Source organism: Actinokineospora sp., assembly GCF_052390155.1.
Lineage (GTDB): Bacteria > Actinomycetota > Actinomycetes > Mycobacteriales > Pseudonocardiaceae > Actinokineospora.
This window is the reverse complement of sequence record NZ_JBQTHF010000102.1, coordinates 1-19,509: the sequence shown is the minus strand read 5'-3', so window position 1 is coordinate 19,509 and position 19,509 is coordinate 1. Positions and strand designations below refer to the sequence as shown.

Sequence of the window (19,509 nt, the reverse complement as noted above, 5' to 3'; positions counted from 1 at the left end):
GGGGGGCGGGCGGGCGCTCCTCGGCCGCCGCCCCCGGGGGGGGGGGGGGGGGCGGCCCCCCCCCCCCCCCCCCACGACCGTCCGATGGCGGTGTAGGGCGAGACGTCCGTCCACAGAGGAGGGTGGTGGGCTGCCGCCGGAACTCGGTGCCGGCTAGCCGCGGGTGTGGAGGAACTGGGTCCAGGCGGGGCGGGCGAAGGTCAGGTGGCCTGCCGTGGGGGCTTTGGTGTCGCGGACGCCGACGTGGCCCGCTGCCGAGCCGACCTCGACGCAGTCACCGTTGCCATTGCTGTGGCTGGACTTGTGCCATTCGGCGAACGCGACTTCGACGCAGTTGCCATTGGCGTGGCTGTGGCTGGACTTCTGCCATTCGGCGAACGCGACCTCGACGCAGTTGCCGTTGCCATGGCTGCGGCTGGACTTTTGCCAGCCTGCGAACGCGACCTCGACGCAGTCACCATTGGCGTTGCTGCGGCTGGATTTGCGCCAGCCGGTGAACGCGACCTCGACGCAGTCACCATTGTGGTTGCTGCGGCTGGACTTGCGCCAGGTGGCATCGGTGAAGTCGGGGGCGGACACGGCGGCCTCCAGGCGGACGGCATGGTCAGGTGCGACCGGCCAGGTCCGCGATGAACGCCAGTGAGTCCTCGGCGGGCAGAGCCGCGGCCCGCAACCAGTCGTAGCTCATCGTATAACGCGCGATGTCCTCCGGGTCGATCAGATGCACGTCCTTGCCCAATGTCTCCACCGCGACCAGCGGCGGGTCGTCCGGGTCGCGGAACTTGTACATCGTGAAGGTGGTGTGCGGGACGTAGTAGTCGGCGATCCGGGCACTCAACGCCAGCACCCGCAGTTCGATATTCGGTCGCTCGGCCAGTTCCAGCAACCGTTCGAACTGGCTTGCCAGCACGGCCGCTGAGCCCGCGTTGCGGCGCAGGGCCGCCTCGTCCAGTACAGCCTCGAAGCGCGGCGGCTTGTCCTGGACCAGCACGCTCTGCCGGATCTGGCGCGCGGTCGCCTCTCCGTCCAGGTCGAGTTCTTCATAGAGGTTCTTGCCGGACAACGCCCGCAACCGCGCGTACTCCTGGGTTTGGAGCAGGCCGGGCACCAGGTTCTGCTGATACTGGCGGATTTCGGCGGCGCCCGACTCGATCTCGGCGTAGCTGCGTTGGCGGTCGCCCATGTCGCGGAAGGTGCGCCACCAGCCGTGGGAGTTGGCGGCGTCGCGGGCGATGGAGATCAGCTTCTCGCGCTTGGCGTCGGCGACCTCGTAGAGGTCCAGCAGGTCGAACATGTCGGCCAGATCGGGCCGGATCTTGCCGTTCTCCAACCGGGACAGCTTGGACTGCGCGCCCCAGCCCATCTCCTTGGTGACGTCGGCGAGCGTCAGCGCCCGCTTGAGTCGCAGGGCCTTCAGCTCACCGCCGAGCCGCAATCTGCGGACCATCGGACTGTTCAACGAGGACACGCGCCACCTCCAGCAAGTTGCCAGTCAATCTACCGGGCGGCCGCGCCGCAAGACAGCACATCCCAGTCATACTAACGGGTGAACTTGCCGACCAACCGTTACTTGCTCCTCGCCGGAAGTGGTCCACTAGTGCCATGAGCAACTCAATATCAACAAGCAACTTCGACGATGCGCCGACCTGGACGCTGCGCACCGACGCGGAGCTGGACGAGGGCTACCAACTGCGCCCGGACCAGCTCCCGTCGCTGTTCGCGCTGTACCGCAACCCGCTCTGGTTCGCCCCGCACGAGGACCCCGGGCCGATCGGCGCCGTCGCCTGGGGGTTCCAACTCCCGGACGGCGACACCGTCACCGTGCTGCCCGCGGGCCCGGGCGGACGGTCGCGCACCCTGTTCAGCGCGGGCACCGAGGGGATGGTCGCCCGGTGGGTGGACCGGCTGGACGCCGAACTGCTGTGGCTGCCCGCGCCCAGCGACCTGCGCCTGCGCGAGGAACGGGGATAGCCGCGCACGCGAAAGTGCCCACCGGGAGTCCCGATGGGCACCTTCACCGAATCACGCCGCGGGATGCACCGTCATCGGCAGGCCGCCGCGCACGCGCAGCGACAGCATCGGCTCGGCCACCACCTCGTAGCCGGGCACCTTGGTCAGCCGCAGATCGCGGGCGAGCAGGGCGATGACGAAGCTCGCCTCCATCATCCCGAGGTGGCTGCCGACGCAGAACCTTGGTCCGGCCCCGAACGGCAGGTACGCGTACCGCGGCCGGGTGGTCGTGCGGTCCGGGTCGAACCGCTCCGGGTCGAAGCGGGTCGGCTCGTCCCAGAACGCCGGGTGCCGGTGCAGGGTGTACGGGCAGATCAGCACATCCGCGCCCGCGGGCACGTGGTAGCCGCCCACCTCGTCGTCCGCCACGGCCTTGCGCGTCAGAATCCACACCGGCGGATACAGCCGCATGGCCTCCTCCAGCACCATGGTCGTGTACCGCAGCTTGCGCAGATCCTCCAGCTCGGGCGAGCGGTCGCCGAGCACCTCGACGGCCTCCGCGTGCAGCCGGGCGGCCACCTGCGGATGGTCGTCGATCAGGTGCAGTGCCCAGCCGACCGTGCTCGCGGTCGTCTCGTGGCCCGCCAGCAGCAGCGTGATCAGCTCGTCGCGCCTGCGCTGTGCGCCGACCTTGGCGTCGCCCTCCCGGCCAGTGGACTGGATCAGCCGGGAGAGCACGTCGTCGGCGGGGTCGCGCGGGTTGTCGAGCCGCTGCTGGATCAGCAGGTCCACGATCCGGTGCAGGTCCTTGCGGGCCCGGCGGAACCGCCGCTGCTTGGGCAGCGGCAGCCACGTCGGGACCATGCCCATCGACTCCATCTCGAACATCGCCTGGTCCTGCACGGCTTCGAACGAGTGCCCGACCGACTCGAACGCGTCGAGGTCGGCATCGAGCAGGGTGCGGCCGAGCACACCGAGGGTGAACCCGGTCAGCTCGTCCAGCACGTCGACGGGCGGCCCGCCCTCCCGGGTGCGCAGCCGGGCGGCCAGCTTGACGGCCTCCTCCACGACCACATCGGCCTGCGCGGCGATGCGCTTGTGGGTGAAGACGGGCTGGATCGTCCTGCGCTGCTCCTTCCACAGCTCGCCGTCGCTGGTCAGCAGGCCGTCGCCGAGGGCTCGGCGCGCTTCCACGTAGCCGATTCCCTTGTGGTAGTTGGCACTGTTGTCCGCGAGGACGTGCTTGGCGTGGTCCGGGTGGTTGAAGATATACATCGTCTTGGGCCCGATGGACACCTTCACCGCGTCGCCGTAGTCGTCCCGCGCCGACGACATCAGCGTGAGCCGGTCGGTGGCCAACTGCTTGAGCAGGCCGAAGGTCGCCCGCCGCGGCGGGCCGGGCGGCACTCGGCGGACGGGTGCGGCCGTCATGCCGACCGCCGCTCCGGGATCTCCGCCTCAGCCGACTCCGCCGGGGTGGTCACCAGGGTGACCGTCGGCGCGATCTCCACCGGCTTGGCCTCCTGCTGCGCGCGGGCCTTCGCGATGAAGTGCAGTGTCCAGTGGAAACCGCCGCGGATCAGACACACCAGCGCCGTGGCCAGGAAGATGCCGTACGCGACGTGCGCCACCATGAGCACCCCGTAGACCAGCGCCACGCCGCCGCCGAAGGCGACCTGCGCCGCGGGCTTCGACGGCGACGTACCCGGGTCGGTGATCATGTAGTTGGTGAACAGGATGAACGCGACACCCGTCATCATCGCCAGCGCCGCCGGGATCGAGGTGTCGAACAGCCAGCCACGCACGATCGACTGCAGCGCGAACACCCCGACCCAGCCCGCGATCAGCCACATCCGGCCGGTCAGCTTGCCGTTGATCATGGTGCCGCCGATGATGATGATGCCCGGGATCAGCCAGTCCACCCAGCCCGAGACGTGCTCGGTGAAGTGGTACGGCGGCGCGATGCTGCCCCAGGGGAACAGCAGCAGGATCATCGCGATGCCGAAGTTCGACGGGTTCATGAAGTGCCGCATCTTGCCGCGAACCGGCGCCCGCAGCACCCACTTCGCGCCGACCGCCAGCACCACGCCGAAGATCAGCACCTCGATCCGGTCGTTGACGTAGATCAGCATGTTCATCGCGAGACTGGTGATGTGCGCGGGATAGAGGAATTCCATCAACCCGCGGAAACCCCGGCCCGCGTAGCGCGGGTCGCGGCCCTCGACGTGCGCGCCGACCCGCTCCAGTCCCAGTTCGACGGTGTAGCCGGTCAGCACCGCGACGATGGGCCACAGCCACGGCTGCTCGAACCCGAGCAGGGCGTAGCCGAGAATGTTGAATACCGTGATCGAGATCGCGAAGTTGCGCAGCGCCATGGTGACCTTGGGGTCGTGGCGCGGCACGCTCGCCGTCTGTGTGTCAGCCATGTCACTTCTCCTTGGCCTGGGCGCCGAGCCGCAGCGCGTGCGTGCCCGGGGTCAACTGCAGGTCTTGGTCACGCAACTGTCCACTTCGGTCCCGCCAGCGGATGTGCACCTGCACCGGTCCGTCGACGTTGCCGCCCAGTCCGATGTGGACCTCGTTGCTGCGCTTGCCGGAATGGCCGCCGCCGCCGTCGACGCGGCCGAGGATGCGCCGCCCGTCCGCCGTGGTGACGGTCACCTGCGCGCCGACGACCGGGGAACCCTTCGTGCCCGCGGCCGTCTCGTGGGTCAGGTTCAGCGACAGGAAGGCGTTCTTGCTCGGGGACTCGTTGCGGTAGAACACCGGCTGGTCCCACTGCCGCGCGACCGCGAAGTCGAGCCTGCCGTCGCCGTCGGCGTCGCCGGTGGCGATGCCGCGGGTGGGCACCGGCACGTCCAGGCCGAGCCGCGGCGCGATGTCGACGTAGACGCCGTCGGCGCCCTTGGCGTAGAACTTCAGCCGCTGGCTGCCGCCGATGTCGTCGCCCGCGGTGACGTTGGGCCAGAAGTACGGGTTGCGCAGCATGCCGTCGTTGGCCGTGGCCAACTCCTGCAACTGCGGCCAGCGGTTGGTCTCGCCGCGGACGAAGCCGGTGGCCTGCGCGATCGCCAGCTCACCGCTGTTGGCGAAGTCGCCGGTCTTGATGTCCCAGCCCCAGCCCGACCACGCCGTCTGCACGGTGCCGCTGACATCCTCGAACGGCGCGTCGCCGTCGAGCAGCTTGGTGCGCAGGTCGGCCTGGTCCTTCGCCGTGGTGAGGAAGTGCAGGTTGCTCTCCTCGATGCCCCACGACGTGGTGATGTTGCTGACGAACATGTCGTAGAGCCCGTCGCCGTTGAGGTCGCCGAAGTCGACGCCCATGCCCTTGAACGAGTCGATGCCGACCTGCTTGGACTTCGGGATCACCGGCGAGCGGACGTCCTCGATGAGCGCGAACTTCAGCTTCCCCGGCGCGGACTGGTTGTGCAGTAGCCGGTCCGGGCCGAAGTCGTTGGCCAGGTACAGCTCCGGCAGGCCGTCGCCGTCGAGGTCGTTGGCCGCCGCGCCCAACTCCCAGCCCTTGGACACGTCGACCGGCAGCGCGTCGTCGACCTTGCGGAACGTGGCGGTCGGCGTGCTTGCGGAGGTGGCGCCGTCGGAGAGGAAGAAGTAGTTCTCGCCGCCGTTCTGCGCGTCCGACATCGAGTCGTTCATCTCCACGCCGCCGCTGACCCGGTCGTCGAGCACCGGGCCGTGCGGGAAGTAGTTGGTGATGAGGATGTCGTAGTGGCCGTCGCCGTCGAAGTCGTCGTAGGACACCGCGTTGGAGTTCCACTGAGGACCGTCGTAGGTTCCGCCGGTCTTGCCGGGCACCAGTTCGGTGGGCACGAACGAGGAACCGGACAGCTTCGTGGTGTCGGCCTTGGTCAGGAACAGGACCGGTGTGCGGCCCCAGTAGTAGACCAGCAGGTCGATCCGGCCGTCCTCGTTGAAGTCGCCCGGCAGGCAGCCCATCGGCGCGATCTGCGCGTTCATCGGCAGCGGCGCCGGGTTGAGCGCGAACGGTGTGTACCGGTCCGCCCGCTTGCCCGGGGCCGGGGTCACCACGACCTGGTCGATGCGGGGATCGGTGATGCACAGGTCGTTCGGCAGGCCGTCGCCGTCGACGTCGTTCATCGCCACGGCCGCGCCGACCGAGGAGATCCACGCGTCGATGTGCTTGTAGTCCTGGTTCACCTTGCGGATCTCCTGCTGCGGGAACCCGCTCGGCATGGCGACCGACATGGCGGCGAACCGGTAGCCCTGCGCCGCGGACGCCGTGTCCGCCGCGGAGGGCGAAGGCAGGCGGGCCACCAGGAACGTGGTCACCACCAGGACCAGGGCCAGGATCCCGGGTAGCTGCCTGCGCAGCCAGCCAACGGTGGTGGTCATCGACTAACACCTCCCAAGGGAGCGAATTGGTGGGCAATGCGCTGCCGCCAGACCTCGTAGGCGGGCAGGTCGCCGTCGGCGGGTAGGTCGCGACGGACGTCGTGGGTGACCTGGGCGGCCTGCTCGGGGGTCAAGCCGCAGAAGACCTGGGTGGCCAGTTCGGTGTGCGGGATGACCAGCCCGGCGCGGCCCCGCGCCTCGGCGGCGAACGCACTGCCCTGCGCCACCAGCGCGCGGTAGGGGCCCGCGCGGTCGCGGAAGGCGATCAGCTCGGCCTCGTCCGCGCCGCCCGCGTACGACGCCGCGAGGCCCGCGCCGCCGTAGAGGTCCGCGCGCCGGTGCTCGGGGAAGCCCTCGATCATGTCGGCGACCCGGTTGCCGTCGGTGCCGTTGACGAACCACATCGCGCGCCCGATGCCCTGGTCGATCGCCCGGTTCGCGTACGCGGATTCGCCCGCGGGCCAAGGGAAGCGCGGGTCCATGTACTGCTCGTGAACGTAGCGGCGGGTCTTGAAGTACGCCTGGTGGAAGCCGAAGCCGTCGAGCACCAGCCAGCGCAGCAGCGGGTCCAGCGTGTCGGCCTTGGGCCAGGCGAACCGGGGCAGTCTGCCCATCGCCCAGCCGATGCCGACGTAGACCATGTAGATGTGCTTGTCGCCGCGGCCGGTCAGGAAGTCCGCGGCGTGCCGGGACCCGCCCAGCGGCAGCCCGTCGCGGATCGCGTAGCCCATCCCGGCGCCCTCGTAGGCGAACCCGCGAAAGCGCGTCTCGATGGTCTCCAGCCGGGCCTCGGCGTCGGCGCTGGTGCGCGCCTCGGCCGCGTAGGCATAGCCTTCGAGGAATTTCTTGCCGACGGTCTCCAGTAACTCCTGGGCGGCGGGATTCTTCTTGTGGAAACCGCGCACGTCCAGGGACGTGGCCGAGACGTTCGGCGTCAGAATGCGGCGCCGGAGCGCACGCCAGGCAGTACCCAAGGCGATTCTCTCCCTTACGGGTGGACTCGATCGGCGGACGGTTGCGTGGTCGCGGCCAAGGTGACGGCCGCGCGAATCCGCGCCCGCCACAGCTCGTACGCGGGCTCCGCGGTGGAGCCGTTGGTGTGCACGGCGGTGCTGTCGGCGATCTCGACGGCGGCCTCGACCGACAGGTCGGCCAAGGTCCGGGCGGCGAGCGCGGAGTGCGCGGGCACGAACTCGGCGTAGGTGCGGGCCTTGATCGCGAACACCACGCCCAGCGCCAGTTCCGACCAGTACTCGCCCGCCGCCGCGCGCAGCGTGGCCAGGCCGGGCTCCGGGCAGCCGCCCGCGAACGTCGCCGCGAGCCCCACCCCGCTCCACAGGTCCGCCCGCCGGTGCTCGGCGAACCGCCCGACGGCGGCGGCCACCCCGGCCGGGTCGGCGCCGTGGATGAACCACAGCGCGCGGCCGATGCCCTGGTCGACGGCGCGCGGGAAGTACTCCGGCACGCCCTCCCACGGGTAGGCGGGCGGCACGTACTGCTCGTCCACCCAGCGCTTGGTGTGGAAGTACGCCTTGTCGAAGCCGTAGCCGTCGACGGCGAGCCAGCTCATCGTCGGGTGGAACGGCGAGCCCGTCAGGTCGGGGACGGCCTTTTTCCACAGCACCCGGGGCAGCCGCGCGAGGGCGAAGCCGATGCCGATGTAGGTGAGGAAGATGTGCGGGTGCCCGGGGCCCAGCAGCAGGTCGCGGGCCCGGGTGCCCACGCCGGCGCGCATCGCGTCGCGCACGGTGGCGGCCATGGCGGCGCCCTCGTAGGCGAAGCCGCGCTGCTCCGGTTCGACCAGGGCGAGCCTGCGCTCGGTCTCCCACAGGTCGCGCGCCTCGATGCCCCATTCGAAGCCGCAGATCACCGCCTGCGGGATGGCCTCCAGGGTCGCGGCGGCACTCGATCGCGCGCCCGGAAAACCGCGCACCCGGAAGGTCACATCGGTGAGTTTCGGTGTCAGCGCGAGCCTGCGCAGCGCGCCGAGAAATGTCGGCATAGGTCACCCCGCTCTCTTTCTCAACCATGGTCTTGGAGTCGATTCCGGCGCGCATCTCCCGTATTGCCGGGCGCGGACTTCGAGATTGCGCAGTTGTCGGACGAAAACCACCTAATTCGTGCGATGTCGGCGCGGCGGCCGATAATAACTCAACAAGGGGCGGCTAATTGGTTGCGCAACCGAAAACGCACGCTCGGAGAGACGTATCCCAGACTCGAAGAACGTGCTGGTCAGGGTGGGTGTCGCGGTTATCCGCACGCTGGAAGAAGACACTGCGCGGGGCGCTGCTGCACGCTGGGCCAAGCGCGGACTACAGAAATTGTCGGCCACCAGGTTCGCGCCGAATATCGAATCGTCCTCATCAGGTCCGAAACCGGAAATGATGGGACTTTCGTCATGGGTCGGCCGCAGGCGCACCTCGGTAGGCACGGACAGTGGTCAGTCGGTCCAAAGGCGGTGAAGGTATGAGCAGTGAGCGGATCGCGATCGTCGGTATCGGCCTTCGTTATCCCGATGCGAGTTCCCCAATGGAGCTCTGGGAGAACGTGCTGTCCGGCCGTCGCGCGTTCCGGCGGCTCCCGGACGAGCGGATGAATCACGCCGACTACTACTCGCCCGACCCGAAGGCGCCGGACCGCTTCTACTCGGCCAAGGCCGCGGTGCTGCGCGACTTCGAGTTCGACCGGGTCAAGTACAAGGTCGGCGGCCGCACGTTCCGCTCGACCGACATGACCCACTGGCTCGCCCTCGACGTGGCGGCCCAGGCCCTCGCCGACGCGGGCTTCCCCGACGGCGACGGACTGCCCAAGCAGGCCACCGGAGTGGTCCTCGGCAACAGCCTGACCGGCGAGTTCTCCCGCGCCAACATCATGCGGGTGCGCTGGCCCTACGTGCGGCGCACGGTCGCGGCGACCCTCGCGGCGAAGGGTTGGTCCGAAGAGGACACCGGCGCTTTCCTGCAGGAACTGGAAACCGAGTACAAGGCGCCGTTCCCGGCGTTCGACGAGGACACCCTCGCGGGCGGGCTGGCCAACACCATCGCGGGCCGTATCTGCAACCACTTCGACCTCGGCGGCGGCGGCTACACCGTCGACGGCGCGTGCTCGTCCTCGCTGTTGTCCATCGTGACCTCGGCCAAGGCCCTGGTCGACCGGGACATCGACGTCGCCATCGCGGGCGGGGTCGACCTGTCGATCGACCCGTTCGAGGTCATCGGCTTCGCCAAGACCGGCGCGCTGGCCACCGGTGAGATGAAGGTCTACGACAAGGACTCCAACGGCTTCTGGCCGGGCGAGGGCTCGGGCATGGTCGTGCTGATGCGCGAGCGCGACGCCATCGCGCACGGCTGCCGCGTCTACGCCTGCGTCACCGGCTGGGGCGTGTCCTCCGACGGCAAGGGCGGCATCACGCGCCCCGCCGCGAGCGGCCACCGGCTGGCCCTGACCCGCGCCTACGAGCGGGCAGGCTACGGCGTGCAGACCGTGTCCTACTTCGAGGGCCACGGCACGGGCACGGCAGTCGGCGACGCGACGGAGATCGAGGCGCTGTCGACCGCGCGCCGCGACGCCGACGCCACCGCCCGGCCCGCCGCGCTGAGCACCATCAAGGCCAACATGGGCCACACCAAGGCGGCCGCGGGCATCGCCGGGCTGATCAAGGCGACGCTGGCCGTGCACCACCAGGTGATCCCGCCCGGCACCGGCCAGCGCGTGCCGCATCCGTTGCTGCAGGAGGACACCGCGGCGATGTACGTGCCGCGCCAGGCCGAGCTGTGGCCCGTCGACCAGCCCGTTCGCGCGGGTGTGTCGGCCATGGGCTTCGGCGGCATCAACACCCACATCGCGATCGAGCAGGCATCGGGTGCGGCGCGTCTCGCCGAGTTGCCCGCGGGCACCGAGGCGCTGGTCTCCAGCCGCCAGGACGTCGAACTGCTGCTGCTCGACGCCCCGGACACGGCCGACCTGCGCGAGCGGGTGGCGCACCTCGCGACGCTGGTGCGGAAACTGGCGTTCGCCGAGCTGGTCGACCTCGCGGGAGCCCTCGCCGCGGAGCTGTCCGGGCAGCCGGTGCGCGCCGCGGTCGTGGTCGCGTCCCCCGAGGACGCCGAGCGCAAGCTCACCCGGCTGCTCACTGCCATCGACGAGGGCGAGACCAGCCTGTTCGCCGCGGCCGACGGCGTCTTCCTCGACCAGCGCACGACGCCCGCGCGGCTCGCGTTCCTGTTCCCCGGCCAGGGGTCCGGCCGGGCGAGCGTCGGATCGAGCCGACGCCGGTTCGCCATGGCAGACCAGGCGTTCTGCAAGGCGAAGCTGCCCGCGGGTGACCACGTCGCGACCGAGGTGGCGCAGCCGCGGATCGTCGCGGGCTCGCTCGCCGGTCTGCGCGTGCTGCACCACCTGGGCATCGACGCGGACATCGCGGTCGGGCACAGCCTCGGCGAGCTGACCGCGCTCGCCTGGGCGGGTGCCATGGGCGGCAGGCAGCTCCAGGAGCTGGCCGCCGTGCGCGGCCAGGTCATGGCCGAGGCGAGCCGCGGCGGCGGCACGATGGCCGGATTGCAGGCCGACCCCGAGCGCGCCAAGGCGCTGATCAACGGCGCGGGCGTGGTCATCGCGGGCTTCAACGGTCCACACCAGACAGTGATCTCCGGGTCGATCGGCGCCGTGGAAGCGGTGTGCGCCAAGGCAACCGCCGAGGGCATCACGGTGACCAAGATCAGCGTGTCGCACGCGTTCCACTCGCCGCTGGTGAAGCCCGCGTCCGACGCGATGGCCGAGCGGCTGGCCGGGCTGAGCTTCTGGCAGCCGACCCGCCGCGTCGCCTCCACGGTCACCGGCGACCTGCTCGACCCGAAGACCGACCTGCGTGAGCTGCTGCGCGAGCAGGTGGTGCGGCCGGTGCGGTTCGCCGAAGCGGCGACCAAGGCGGTCGACGGCGCGGACCTGGTGCTGGAGGTCGGTCCCGGGCGCGTGCTCACCGGCCTGCTCGCCCAGATCGCGCCGGACGCCCCGGTGCTGGCGATCGACACCGACAGCGCGTCGCTGTCGCCGCTGCTCACCGCGGTGGCCGCCGCGTTCGCCGTCGGCGCGCCGGTCGACGCCGCCGCGCTGTTCGCCGACCGGCTGGTCCGGCCGCTCGCGCTCGACGGTGAGATGACGTTCCTCGCCAGCCCGTGCGAGGCCGCGCCCGCCCTCGATGCCACGCTGGCTGCCCCCATCGGGACCGACGAGGCGACCGAGGAGGCGCCCGCGGCGACCGCCGAGGCAGGCACCGAGGCACAGTCCACTTTGGAACTGCTGCGCAAGCTGGCCGCCGAGCGGGTCGAGCTGCCGCTGGACACCATCAGCGCCGACACCCACCCACTCGACGACCTGCACCTCAGCTCGATCGCCGTCGGCCAGATCATCAACGACGTCACCCGCGAACTCGGGCGCCCGTCGCTGGCCGCGACGACGAACTTCGCCACCGTGTCCCTCGGCGAACTCGCCGACCTGATCGACCAGCTCGCCGACACCGCGAACGACGGCGACGGCGGGGCGGGCGAGGCGGCCGGTGTGGCGGCCTGGGTGCGGCCGTTCTCGGTCGACTACCTCCCTGCGCGCCGTCCGGCCGATGTCGCCACCGGCACCGCGGGGGTGTGGTCGGTGTTCGCGCCCGCCGGGCACCCGCTGGCCGATCCGCTGCGCGGCGCGCTCGCCACGGCGGGCGTCGGCGCGGGCGTGGCGCTCTGCCTGCCCGACGACGGCGAGGCGCACGTGGATCTGTTCCTGGCGGCCGGAAAGGCCGCGATCGCCGCGGGCACCCGGTTCGTCGTGGTCCAGCATCGCCTCGGCGCCTCGGGCCTGGCCAGGACGCTGCACCTGGAGGCGCCTGCCGTACCCACCACGGTGGTGGGTCTGCCGGACGCGGCCCCGCGGCACCCGGACGCGATCGCCGAGGCGGTGGGCAGGGTCGTCGCGGAGGTCGCGGCCACCAGCTCGTACGCCGAGGTCCGCTACGACGCGGACGGCACCCGGACCGCGCCGGTACTGCGGGCGATCACCCCGCCCGCCGGTCCGGTGACCGAAACGCCGCTCGACAGCTCGGACGTGCTGCTGGTGACCGGCGGCGGCAAGGGCATCACCGCGGAGTGCGCGCTGGCCATGGCCACGGACTCCGGGGCCAAGCTCGCGCTGCTCGGCCGCGCCGACCCCGCCGACGACGCGGAACTCGCCGCCAACCTGGCCCGGATGCGGGCCGCCGGGGTGCGTTTCCGGTACGAGCGCGCCGACGTGATCTCCGCCGAGCTGGTCGCGGCGGCCGTGACCAAGCTGGAGGCCGACCTCGGCCCGGTCACCGCCGTGCTGCACGGCGCGGGCTGCAACGAGCCCGTCGCCCTGGTCAACCTGGACGAGGACCACTTCCGGCTGACCCTGGCACCCAAGATCACCGGCCTGCGGGCCGTGCTCGACGCGGTGGACCAGGACCGGATCAAGCTGCTGGTCACCTTCGGCAGCATCATCGGCCGGGCCGGTCTGCGCGGCGAGGCGCACTACGCCACCGCGAACGACTGGATGTCCGAGCTGACCGTGCGGTTCCAGGAGGAACACCCCGGCGCCCGCGCGTTGGCGCTGGAGTGGTCGGTGTGGTCGGGCGCGGGCATGGGCGAGAAGCTCGGCGTGATCGAGGCGCTCATGCGCGACGGCATCACGCCGATCTCCACCGAGAACGGCATCGCCGTGCTGCGCCAAGCCCTCGCCGACCCGTCGGCGGGCCCGGTGCTGGTGGTCTCCGGCCGCGCGGCGAGTCTGCCCACGCTGACCCTGGCGCACGAGGAGTTGCCGCTGACCCGGTTCGTGGAGCAGGTCGTGGTGCACTACCCGGGCGTCGAACTGGTCACCGAGGCGTCGCTGTCCGCGGGCAGCGACCCCTACCTCGATGACCACCTGCTGGAGGGCGACCTGCTGTTCCCCGCCGTGATCGGCATGGAGGCGATGACCCAGGTCGCCGTCGCCGCGAGCGGACACCGGGGCGCGCCGCTGCTGGAGGGCGTCGAGTTCCTGCGCCCGATCGTGGTGCGGCCCGGCGGGTCCACCGCGATCCGGCTGGCGGCGCTGGTGAAGGATGCCGAGACCGTGGACGTGGTGTTGCGCAGCGAGGAGACCGCGTTCGGCGCGGACCACTTCCGGGCCACCCTGCGGTTCCCGCGGCCCGACATCCCCGCGACGCGGTCGGCCGACGGGCCCGTGCTGCCCGCGGTGCCGGTCGACCCGACCACCGAGCTGTACGGCGGGGTCCTGTTCCAGGGCAAGCGGTTCCAACGGGTCCTCGCGTATCGCAAGACCAGCGCGCGGCACGCCGTCGCGGAGCTGGGCACCAGCTCGCAGGCGCCATGGTTCGCCGCTTACCTTCCGCAGGAACAACTCCTGGCCGACCCGGGCACGCGGGACGCGGTGATGCACGCCATCCAGGCCTGTGTCCCGGACGGAACCCTGCTGCCGCAAGGCGTCGAGCGACTCTACCTGTCGCCGCGGGCCGACCAGGACACCGAGTACGTGGTCATGGACGCCCGCGAGCGGTTCCAGGACGGCGACAGCTACACCTACGACGTGGACGTGCTCGACCCGTCCGGCGCCGTGGTGGAGCGCTGGGAGGGCCTGACCCTGCGGGCCGTGCGCAGCCGCAACGGTGCCGGGCCGTGGGTGCCCCCGCTGCTCGGCTCCTACCTGGAGCGGTCGCTGGAGCGCGTGCTCGGCGGCAGCCGCGCGGTCGTCGTCGAGCCGGACCCGGTGGCGGGCGAGGTCGACCGGCGGACGCAGACCGAACTCGCCGCGAGCCGGGCGCTCGGGCGCGCCGCGGGGCTGCGCTACCGGCCAGACGGCAAGCCCGAGGCGGACGGCGTGACGGTGTCCGCGTCCCACGGCACAGGGCTCACCCTGGTCGTGGCGGGCGCCGGGCGGCTCGGCTGCGACATCGAGGCCGCCGTCGAACGCGGCGAGGCGGACTGGGAGGGACTGCTCGGCGGCCGGCCGTTCGCCCTGCGCACCCTGCTGATGGCCGAGACCGGCGACAGCGCGGCGGTGGCGGGCACCAGGATCTGGGGCGCGCTGGAGTGCCTGCGCAAGACCGGCGCGACAACGCAGGCCCTCACCCTCGACCGGGTCCACCCCGACGGCTGGGTCGTGCTGTCCGCGGGCGACGCCAAGATCGCGACCTGGGTGACCACGATCAACGAGCGGCCGGACCCGGTGGTCTTCGCAGTCCTGTTCGGAGAGGAACCCTGATGGCCAACTACTACGAGATCCGGCACACCGTCGGATTCGAGGAAACCAACCTCGTCGGCAACGTCTACTACGTGAACTACCTGCGCTGGCAGGGGCGCTGCCGCGAGATGTTCCTCAAGGAGAAGGCGCCCGAGGTGTTGCTCGAACTGCGCGACGACCTGAAGCTGTTCACTCTCAAGGCCGAGTGCGAGTTCTACGCCGAGATCACCGCGTTCGACGAGCTGTCGGTGCGGATGCGGCTCGACGAGCTCACCCAGACCCAGATCCAGTTCAGCTTCGACTACGTGCGGCTGGGCGAGGAGGAACTGTTGGTGGCGCGCGGCGTGCAGCGGATCGCGTGCATGCGCGGGCCGAACACGGCCACGATCCCGTCGCGGGTTCCGCTGGAGCTGCGCAAGGCGCTCATCCCGTACGCGGGCGCCGGGATCTCGACCAAGGCCCTGCTCGCGGATGTCGCGTAGACCAGGAGGAACTTCCATGGCGAACAACGGGCGACCCGCGCGACTCGCGGCCGCAGGCGAGCCGGAGAGCCCCACTCCGACGTCGCTGCGCGAGGTGATGGCGCGGTTCGCGACCGGGATCACCGTGCTCACCACCGCCGGTGAGCACGGGCACGCGATGACCGCCAACGCGTTCACCTCGGTGTCCCTCGAACCGCCGATGGTGCTGTGCTGTGTGGCCCGGACCGCGCGGCTGCACCCGGAAGTCCTTGCCACGCGCGGGTTCGGGGTGTCCATCCTGGGTGCGGGCCAGCAGGCGCTGGCCCGGTACTTCGCCGACAAGAAACGGCCGACCGGCGCGGCCCAGTTCGACGCGGTCGACTGGGTGCCCGGGCGGCACACGGGTGCCCCGCTGCTCTCGGGTGCCTTGGCGTGGCTGGAATGCGAGCTGGTCGAGGACTACGACGGCGGCGACCACTCGATCTTCCTCGGCAAGGTGCTGGCGGCCGACCGCGGCCGCGACGGCGCGCCGCTGCTGTTCTTCGGCGGCGGCTTCCACGAGGCCGTGCCGCAGGCCCGCAGCGCATAGGCCGTGTCCCGTGGATCATGGCGGCGCTATTCGCGCCCGGATGGCCCCTGGCTGCGTTGCCGCAACGCCCGAGTACAACCCGGTACGAGAGACGTCGCGGCGCCTTGCCAGGAACCACCCGGACCACGAAGCCCACCACCATGATCCACGGGACACGACCTAGGCCACTTTCCGCACGCAGGGAGGCGACCCAGCGCGCCGCGGTGCGGAACCCTTGACGCAACAGAATCTTCTGCCCGCTTTGCTCTTGAAAGGACAGTCCCGTGTCCGATCTGCAGGCCGTGATCGCCGCACTGACCGCCGACGGCGCCGAGATCGACGCGCTGGTCGCCGGGCTCGACGCCGACCAGTGGACGCAGCCGACGCCCGCACCCGGGTGGACGATCGCCCACCAGATCGCCCACCTGGCCGCGACGTTTCGGATGGCCGGGCTCGCCGCGGCCGACCCGGAGGGCTTCGTCGCGCTGGCCGCCAAGCTCAGCCCGGACTTCTCCGCCAACGTCGACGCCGCGCTGGCCGGGTTCCTGTCCGACCCGCCGGAGGTGCTGCTCACCCGGTGGCGGGCCGAGCGCGACGGCGCGATCAAGGCGCTGGCCGCCGTGCCCGCCACCGACGTGGTGCCCTGGCTGGTGCGTCCGCTGCCGCCCGCGGTCCTCGCCTGCGCCGGGATGATGGAGCTGTTCGGCCACGGCCAGGACATCGCCGACACCCTCGGCGTCCGTCGCGAGTGGACGGACCGGCTCGGCTACCTGGTCGGGTTCGCCGTCCGCACGTGGGACTTCGGCTACCTCGCCCGCGGTCTGGCCACGCCCGAGGTGGAGTTCCGCTTCGAGCTGACCGGCCCGTCCGGCGTGGTCTGGGAGTTCGGCCCGGCCGACGCCGCCCAGCGGATCACCGGCCCCGCCGTGGACTTCTGCCTGCTGGTCACCCGGCGCCGCAACGCCGCGGACCTCGCGCTGGTGGCCACCGGGCCCGACGCCGAGCAGTGGCTGGAGATCGCCCAGGCGTACCGCGGCCCCGCGGGCGAGGGCCGCGCGCCCGGCCAGTTCGCGGACTAGGCCGGGCGGGCCTGCGGAGGGGACGGGGACGAGCCATGTGTGTGCGGACGGCGCGATGAGCGCGGCAGGCTTCGAGTTCGTCCCCGTTGACCCGCCGGAGCCCGGCCAGGGCCGCCACCTGAGCCAGGTCAAGCCCGCGGACCCGCCGCCGGACCCGCCCGCGCGGACGATGCACCGGCTGCGCGCCGAGCGCGACGCGCTGTCCGCCGCCATCGTCGCGGGCAGCCCCGAGGCGGTGGACCGGTTGCGGGCACAGGGAAAGCACACCGCGCGGGAGCGGCTGGCGCTGCTGCTCGACCCGGACTCGTTCACCGAGATCGAGATGTTCCGCCGCCACCAGGCGCGCGGGCGGGTCGACGAACGTCGCCCGCACACCGACGGGGTGGTCGCGGGCTCCGGCACCGTCGACGGGCGCCGCGTGTTCGTCTACGCGCAGGACTTCACCATCTCCGGCGGCTCGCTCGGCGCCGCGCACGCCGCGAAGATCCACAAGGTGATGGACCTCGCCGTCGCGGCGGGCGCGCCGATCATCGGCCTGAACGACAGCGGGGGAGCGCGCATCCAGGAGGGCGTGCCCGCCCTCGACGGCTACGGCGGCATCTTCCGCCGCCAGGTCGACGCGTCCGGCGTCATCCCGCAGATCAGCGTGGTCCTCGGGCCGTGCGCGGGCGGCGCGGCGTACTCGCCCGCCTTGGCGGACTTCACCTTCATGGTCCGCGACACCGCGAACATGTACCTGACCGGCCCGGACGTGGTCGCCGCGGTGACCGGCGAGCGGGTCGGGCACGCCGAACTCGGCGGCGCGGACGTGCACGGCAGCCGCTCGGGCGTGGCGAGCTTCGTCCACGACGACGAGGAGAGCTGCCTACAGGACGTGCGCTACCTGCTTTCCCTGCTGCCGTCGAACAATCTGGAGCCTCCGCCCGCCGGACCGCCGCGCGGCGCGAGCCGCGACGAGCGGCCGCGGCTGGCCGAGATCGTCCCGGTGGAGCCGAACCGGCCCTACGACATCGGGCTGGTCGTCGCCGAACTGGTGGACGACGGGGAGTATCTGGAGGTCCACGAGAACTGGGCGCGCAACGTGCTCTGCGCGCTGGGCCGCGTCGACGGCGAGGTCGTCGGGGTGGTCGGCAACCAGCCGCTGGTGCTCGCAGGCGTGCTCGACGCCGCGGCGGCGCAGAAGGCCGCCAGGTTCGTCCGGTTCTGCGACGCGTTCGGCATCCCACTGGTCACCCTGGTCGACGTGCCCGGCTTCCTGCCCGGCACCGCCCAGGAGTACGCGGGCATCATTCGCCACGGCGCGAAACTCCTCTACGCCTACTGCGAGGCGAGCGTGCCGCGGGTGCAGGTGATCCTGCGCAAGGCGTACGGCGGGGCGTACATCGTGATGGACTCCCGCTCGATCGGCGCCGACCTCTCGCTGGCGTGGCCCACCAACGAGATCGCCGTGATGGGTGCCGAGGGCGCGGTGAACGTGTTGTACCGCAAGGAGTTGGCCGCCGCCGCCGACCCGGCGGGGTTGCGCGCCGAGCTGCTCGCCGAGTACGTCGAGCAACTTACTCACCCGTACTACGCCGCCGAGCGCGGTCTGGTCGACGATGTGATCGACCCCGCGCACACCCGCGCCGCGGTCGCCCGCGGCCTGGCGATGCTGCGCACCAAGCGCAAGCCGGGGCCGCGCCGCAAACACGGCAACGTCCCGCTCTGACCACACCGATATGTCCCCTTAGGACTATCCTAAGGGGACATATCGGTGTGTCGGGAAACCTACTCGCGGATTCCGAGGAACAGGCCGCGGCCCAGCGGGCCGCCGTCGAGATGCTCGACCGCGATGCCCGCCTTGCGGAACGCGGCCTCGTACTGCTCCTGGGTGAACAGGGTGAGCAGGCCGACCTCGGTCACGTGCCGCAGTCCCCGCTCCGCGTCGGCGATGACGAAGTGGACGGTGATCTTGGTCTGGTCGCCCTCGCGCGACGAGTGCGAGACGCGCGCGATGGTGCGGCCGTCGGGGGTGGTGACCACGCCGCCCGCGACGTAGCCGTCGAGGAAGTTCTCGGGGAACCACCACGGTTCCACCACCACGACCCCGCCGGGGTTCAGGTGCGCCGCGAAGCACGCCAGCGTCGCGTCGAGGTCATCGACCGTGCCGACATGCCCGATGGAGCTGAACATGCAGGTGACCGAGTCGAAGCGGCCGTCGATGGCGAACGAGCGCATGTCGCCCTGGTGCTGGACCAGGTCCGGGTAGCGGGCGCGGCCGAACGCGACCATGCTCTCGGACAGTTCGACGCCCTCGACGTGGTCGAACAGTTCGCCGAACCGCCGCAGGTGCGCTCCGGTGCCCGCCGCGACGTCGAGGAGCGAGGCCGCGTCCGGCTTGCGGTCGCGGATCAGCTTGGCCACGTCCTCGGCCTCGGCGCCGTAGTCCTTCCCGCGGCCCTCGTAGTAGGAAACGTAGCTCTCGGAGAAGTCGTCGCCATACATGGCTAGATCGTCACATCCGGGCCACGGCGGCGCTTCTTCCCGAATGCGCAGACCCGGCACGCCAGGAGATGCGGCCCGGGTGCGTCCGAGGTGACCATGGTTATCGGCCTGACCCATCGAACAACAGGGAGACGCCCGTGTCTGTCGACGCTCAGTCCCGTTTGGACGCCTACTACGGCAAGTTCACCAGCGACCAGGAGAAGGAGGCGTTGGGTGTGCCGCTGCGGTTGGTGGCGGCGTGGGCGGAGAACGACGCGGAGGGTGTGGCGAACGCCTTCACTGTCGACGGAACGCTGATTCTGCCCGGTGATGTGTACAAGAAGGGTCGCGAGGAGATTCGGGCGTTCAT

At 71.1% G+C, this 19,509-nt stretch carries 15 protein-coding genes; 7 read left to right on the top strand and 8 right to left on the bottom strand.

Annotated features, from left to right (window positions below):
- Window positions 1–153 precede the first annotated feature (153 nt).
- Window positions 154–579: a DUF397 domain-containing protein gene (locus ACT4N7_RS26965; RefSeq protein ID WP_444831670.1), complete on the bottom strand. Its 426-nt coding sequence runs from the start codon at window positions 577–579 to the stop codon at window positions 154–156.
- A 25-nt stretch (window positions 580–604) separates the two neighbouring features.
- Window positions 605–1,468, bottom strand: a complete 864-nt coding sequence (locus ACT4N7_RS26960; protein ID WP_444831669.1) for a helix-turn-helix domain-containing protein — start codon at window positions 1,466–1,468, stop codon at window positions 605–607.
- A gap of 134 nt (window positions 1,469–1,602) precedes the next feature.
- Here ACT4N7_RS26960 and ACT4N7_RS26955 point away from each other — a divergent pair, with 134 nt between their 5' ends.
- Window positions 1,603–1,971 (top strand): hypothetical protein, encoded by a 369-nt coding sequence (locus ACT4N7_RS26955; RefSeq protein WP_444831668.1) that lies wholly within the window; start codon window positions 1,603–1,605, stop codon window positions 1,969–1,971.
- A gap of 51 nt (window positions 1,972–2,022) precedes the next feature.
- Here the strand turns inward: ACT4N7_RS26955 and ACT4N7_RS26950 are convergent, their stop codons facing one another.
- From ACT4N7_RS26950 to ACT4N7_RS26930, 5 genes are read right to left on the bottom strand one after another with little or no spacing between them, the layout of a single operon-like run.
- Window positions 2,023–3,381, bottom strand: a complete 1,359-nt coding sequence (locus ACT4N7_RS26950) for a cytochrome P450 (protein WP_444831667.1) — start codon at window positions 3,379–3,381, stop codon at window positions 2,023–2,025.
- Window positions 3,378–4,376, bottom strand: coding sequence for an enediyne biosynthesis protein (locus ACT4N7_RS26945; protein ID WP_444831666.1), 999 nt, complete (start codon window positions 4,374–4,376; stop codon window positions 3,378–3,380). Before ACT4N7_RS26945 ends, ACT4N7_RS26950 begins: the two co-directional genes overlap by 4 nt.
- A gap of 1 nt (window position 4,377) precedes the next feature.
- Complete coding sequence (locus tag ACT4N7_RS26940; RefSeq protein ID WP_444831665.1) at window positions 4,378–6,324, bottom strand: CRTAC1 family protein; 1,947 nt, start codon at window positions 6,322–6,324, stop codon at window positions 4,378–4,380.
- Window positions 6,321–7,298, bottom strand: a complete 978-nt coding sequence (locus tag ACT4N7_RS26935) for a DUF1702 family protein (RefSeq protein WP_444831664.1) — start codon at window positions 7,296–7,298, stop codon at window positions 6,321–6,323. The genes ACT4N7_RS26940 and ACT4N7_RS26935 overlap by 4 nt, the downstream gene beginning before the upstream one ends.
- Window positions 7,299–7,312: 14 nt before the next feature.
- Complete coding sequence (locus ACT4N7_RS26930; RefSeq protein WP_444831663.1) at window positions 7,313–8,326, bottom strand: DUF1702 family protein; 1,014 nt, start codon at window positions 8,324–8,326, stop codon at window positions 7,313–7,315.
- A 464-nt stretch (window positions 8,327–8,790) separates the two neighbouring features.
- Here ACT4N7_RS26930 and ACT4N7_RS26925 point away from each other — a divergent pair, with 464 nt between their 5' ends.
- The 5 genes from ACT4N7_RS26925 to ACT4N7_RS26905 all read left to right on the top strand — a co-directional run bounded on the left by ACT4N7_RS26925 (window position 8,791) and on the right by ACT4N7_RS26905 (window position 18,384).
- Entirely contained in the window at window positions 8,791–14,589 is a 5,799-nt protein-coding gene (locus ACT4N7_RS26925; protein ID WP_444831662.1) for a type I polyketide synthase, read from the top strand.
- Window positions 14,589–15,050 (top strand): acyl-CoA thioesterase, encoded by a 462-nt coding sequence (locus ACT4N7_RS26920; RefSeq protein ID WP_444831661.1) that lies wholly within the window; start codon window positions 14,589–14,591, stop codon window positions 15,048–15,050. The genes ACT4N7_RS26925 and ACT4N7_RS26920 overlap by 1 nt, the downstream gene beginning before the upstream one ends.
- A gap of 16 nt (window positions 15,051–15,066) precedes the next feature.
- The gene (locus tag ACT4N7_RS26915; protein ID WP_444831660.1) at window positions 15,067–15,618 is read left to right on the top strand and encodes a flavin reductase family protein; all 552 of its coding nucleotides are present in this window, start codon (window positions 15,067–15,069) and stop codon (window positions 15,616–15,618) included.
- Window positions 15,619–15,881: 263 nt separating this feature from the next.
- Window positions 15,882–16,676, top strand: a complete 795-nt coding sequence (locus ACT4N7_RS26910; protein ID WP_444831659.1) for a TIGR03084 family metal-binding protein — start codon at window positions 15,882–15,884, stop codon at window positions 16,674–16,676.
- A 169-nt stretch (window positions 16,677–16,845) separates the two neighbouring features.
- Window positions 16,846–18,384, top strand: a complete 1,539-nt coding sequence (locus ACT4N7_RS26905; RefSeq protein ID WP_444831671.1) for an acyl-CoA carboxylase subunit beta — start codon at window positions 16,846–16,848, stop codon at window positions 18,382–18,384.
- Between the two features lie 59 nt (window positions 18,385–18,443).
- On the opposite strand, the gene ACT4N7_RS26900 is transcribed toward ACT4N7_RS26905, so the two are convergent.
- Window positions 18,444–19,160 (bottom strand): class I SAM-dependent methyltransferase, encoded by a 717-nt coding sequence (locus ACT4N7_RS26900; RefSeq protein ID WP_444831658.1) that lies wholly within the window; start codon window positions 19,158–19,160, stop codon window positions 18,444–18,446.
- Window positions 19,161–19,297: 137 nt separating this feature from the next.
- Between ACT4N7_RS26900 and ACT4N7_RS26895 the strand changes: the two genes are divergently transcribed.
- Window positions 19,298–19,509 (top strand): SgcJ/EcaC family oxidoreductase (locus ACT4N7_RS26895; RefSeq protein ID WP_444831657.1); only part of this gene is annotated, 212 nt, incomplete at its 3' end.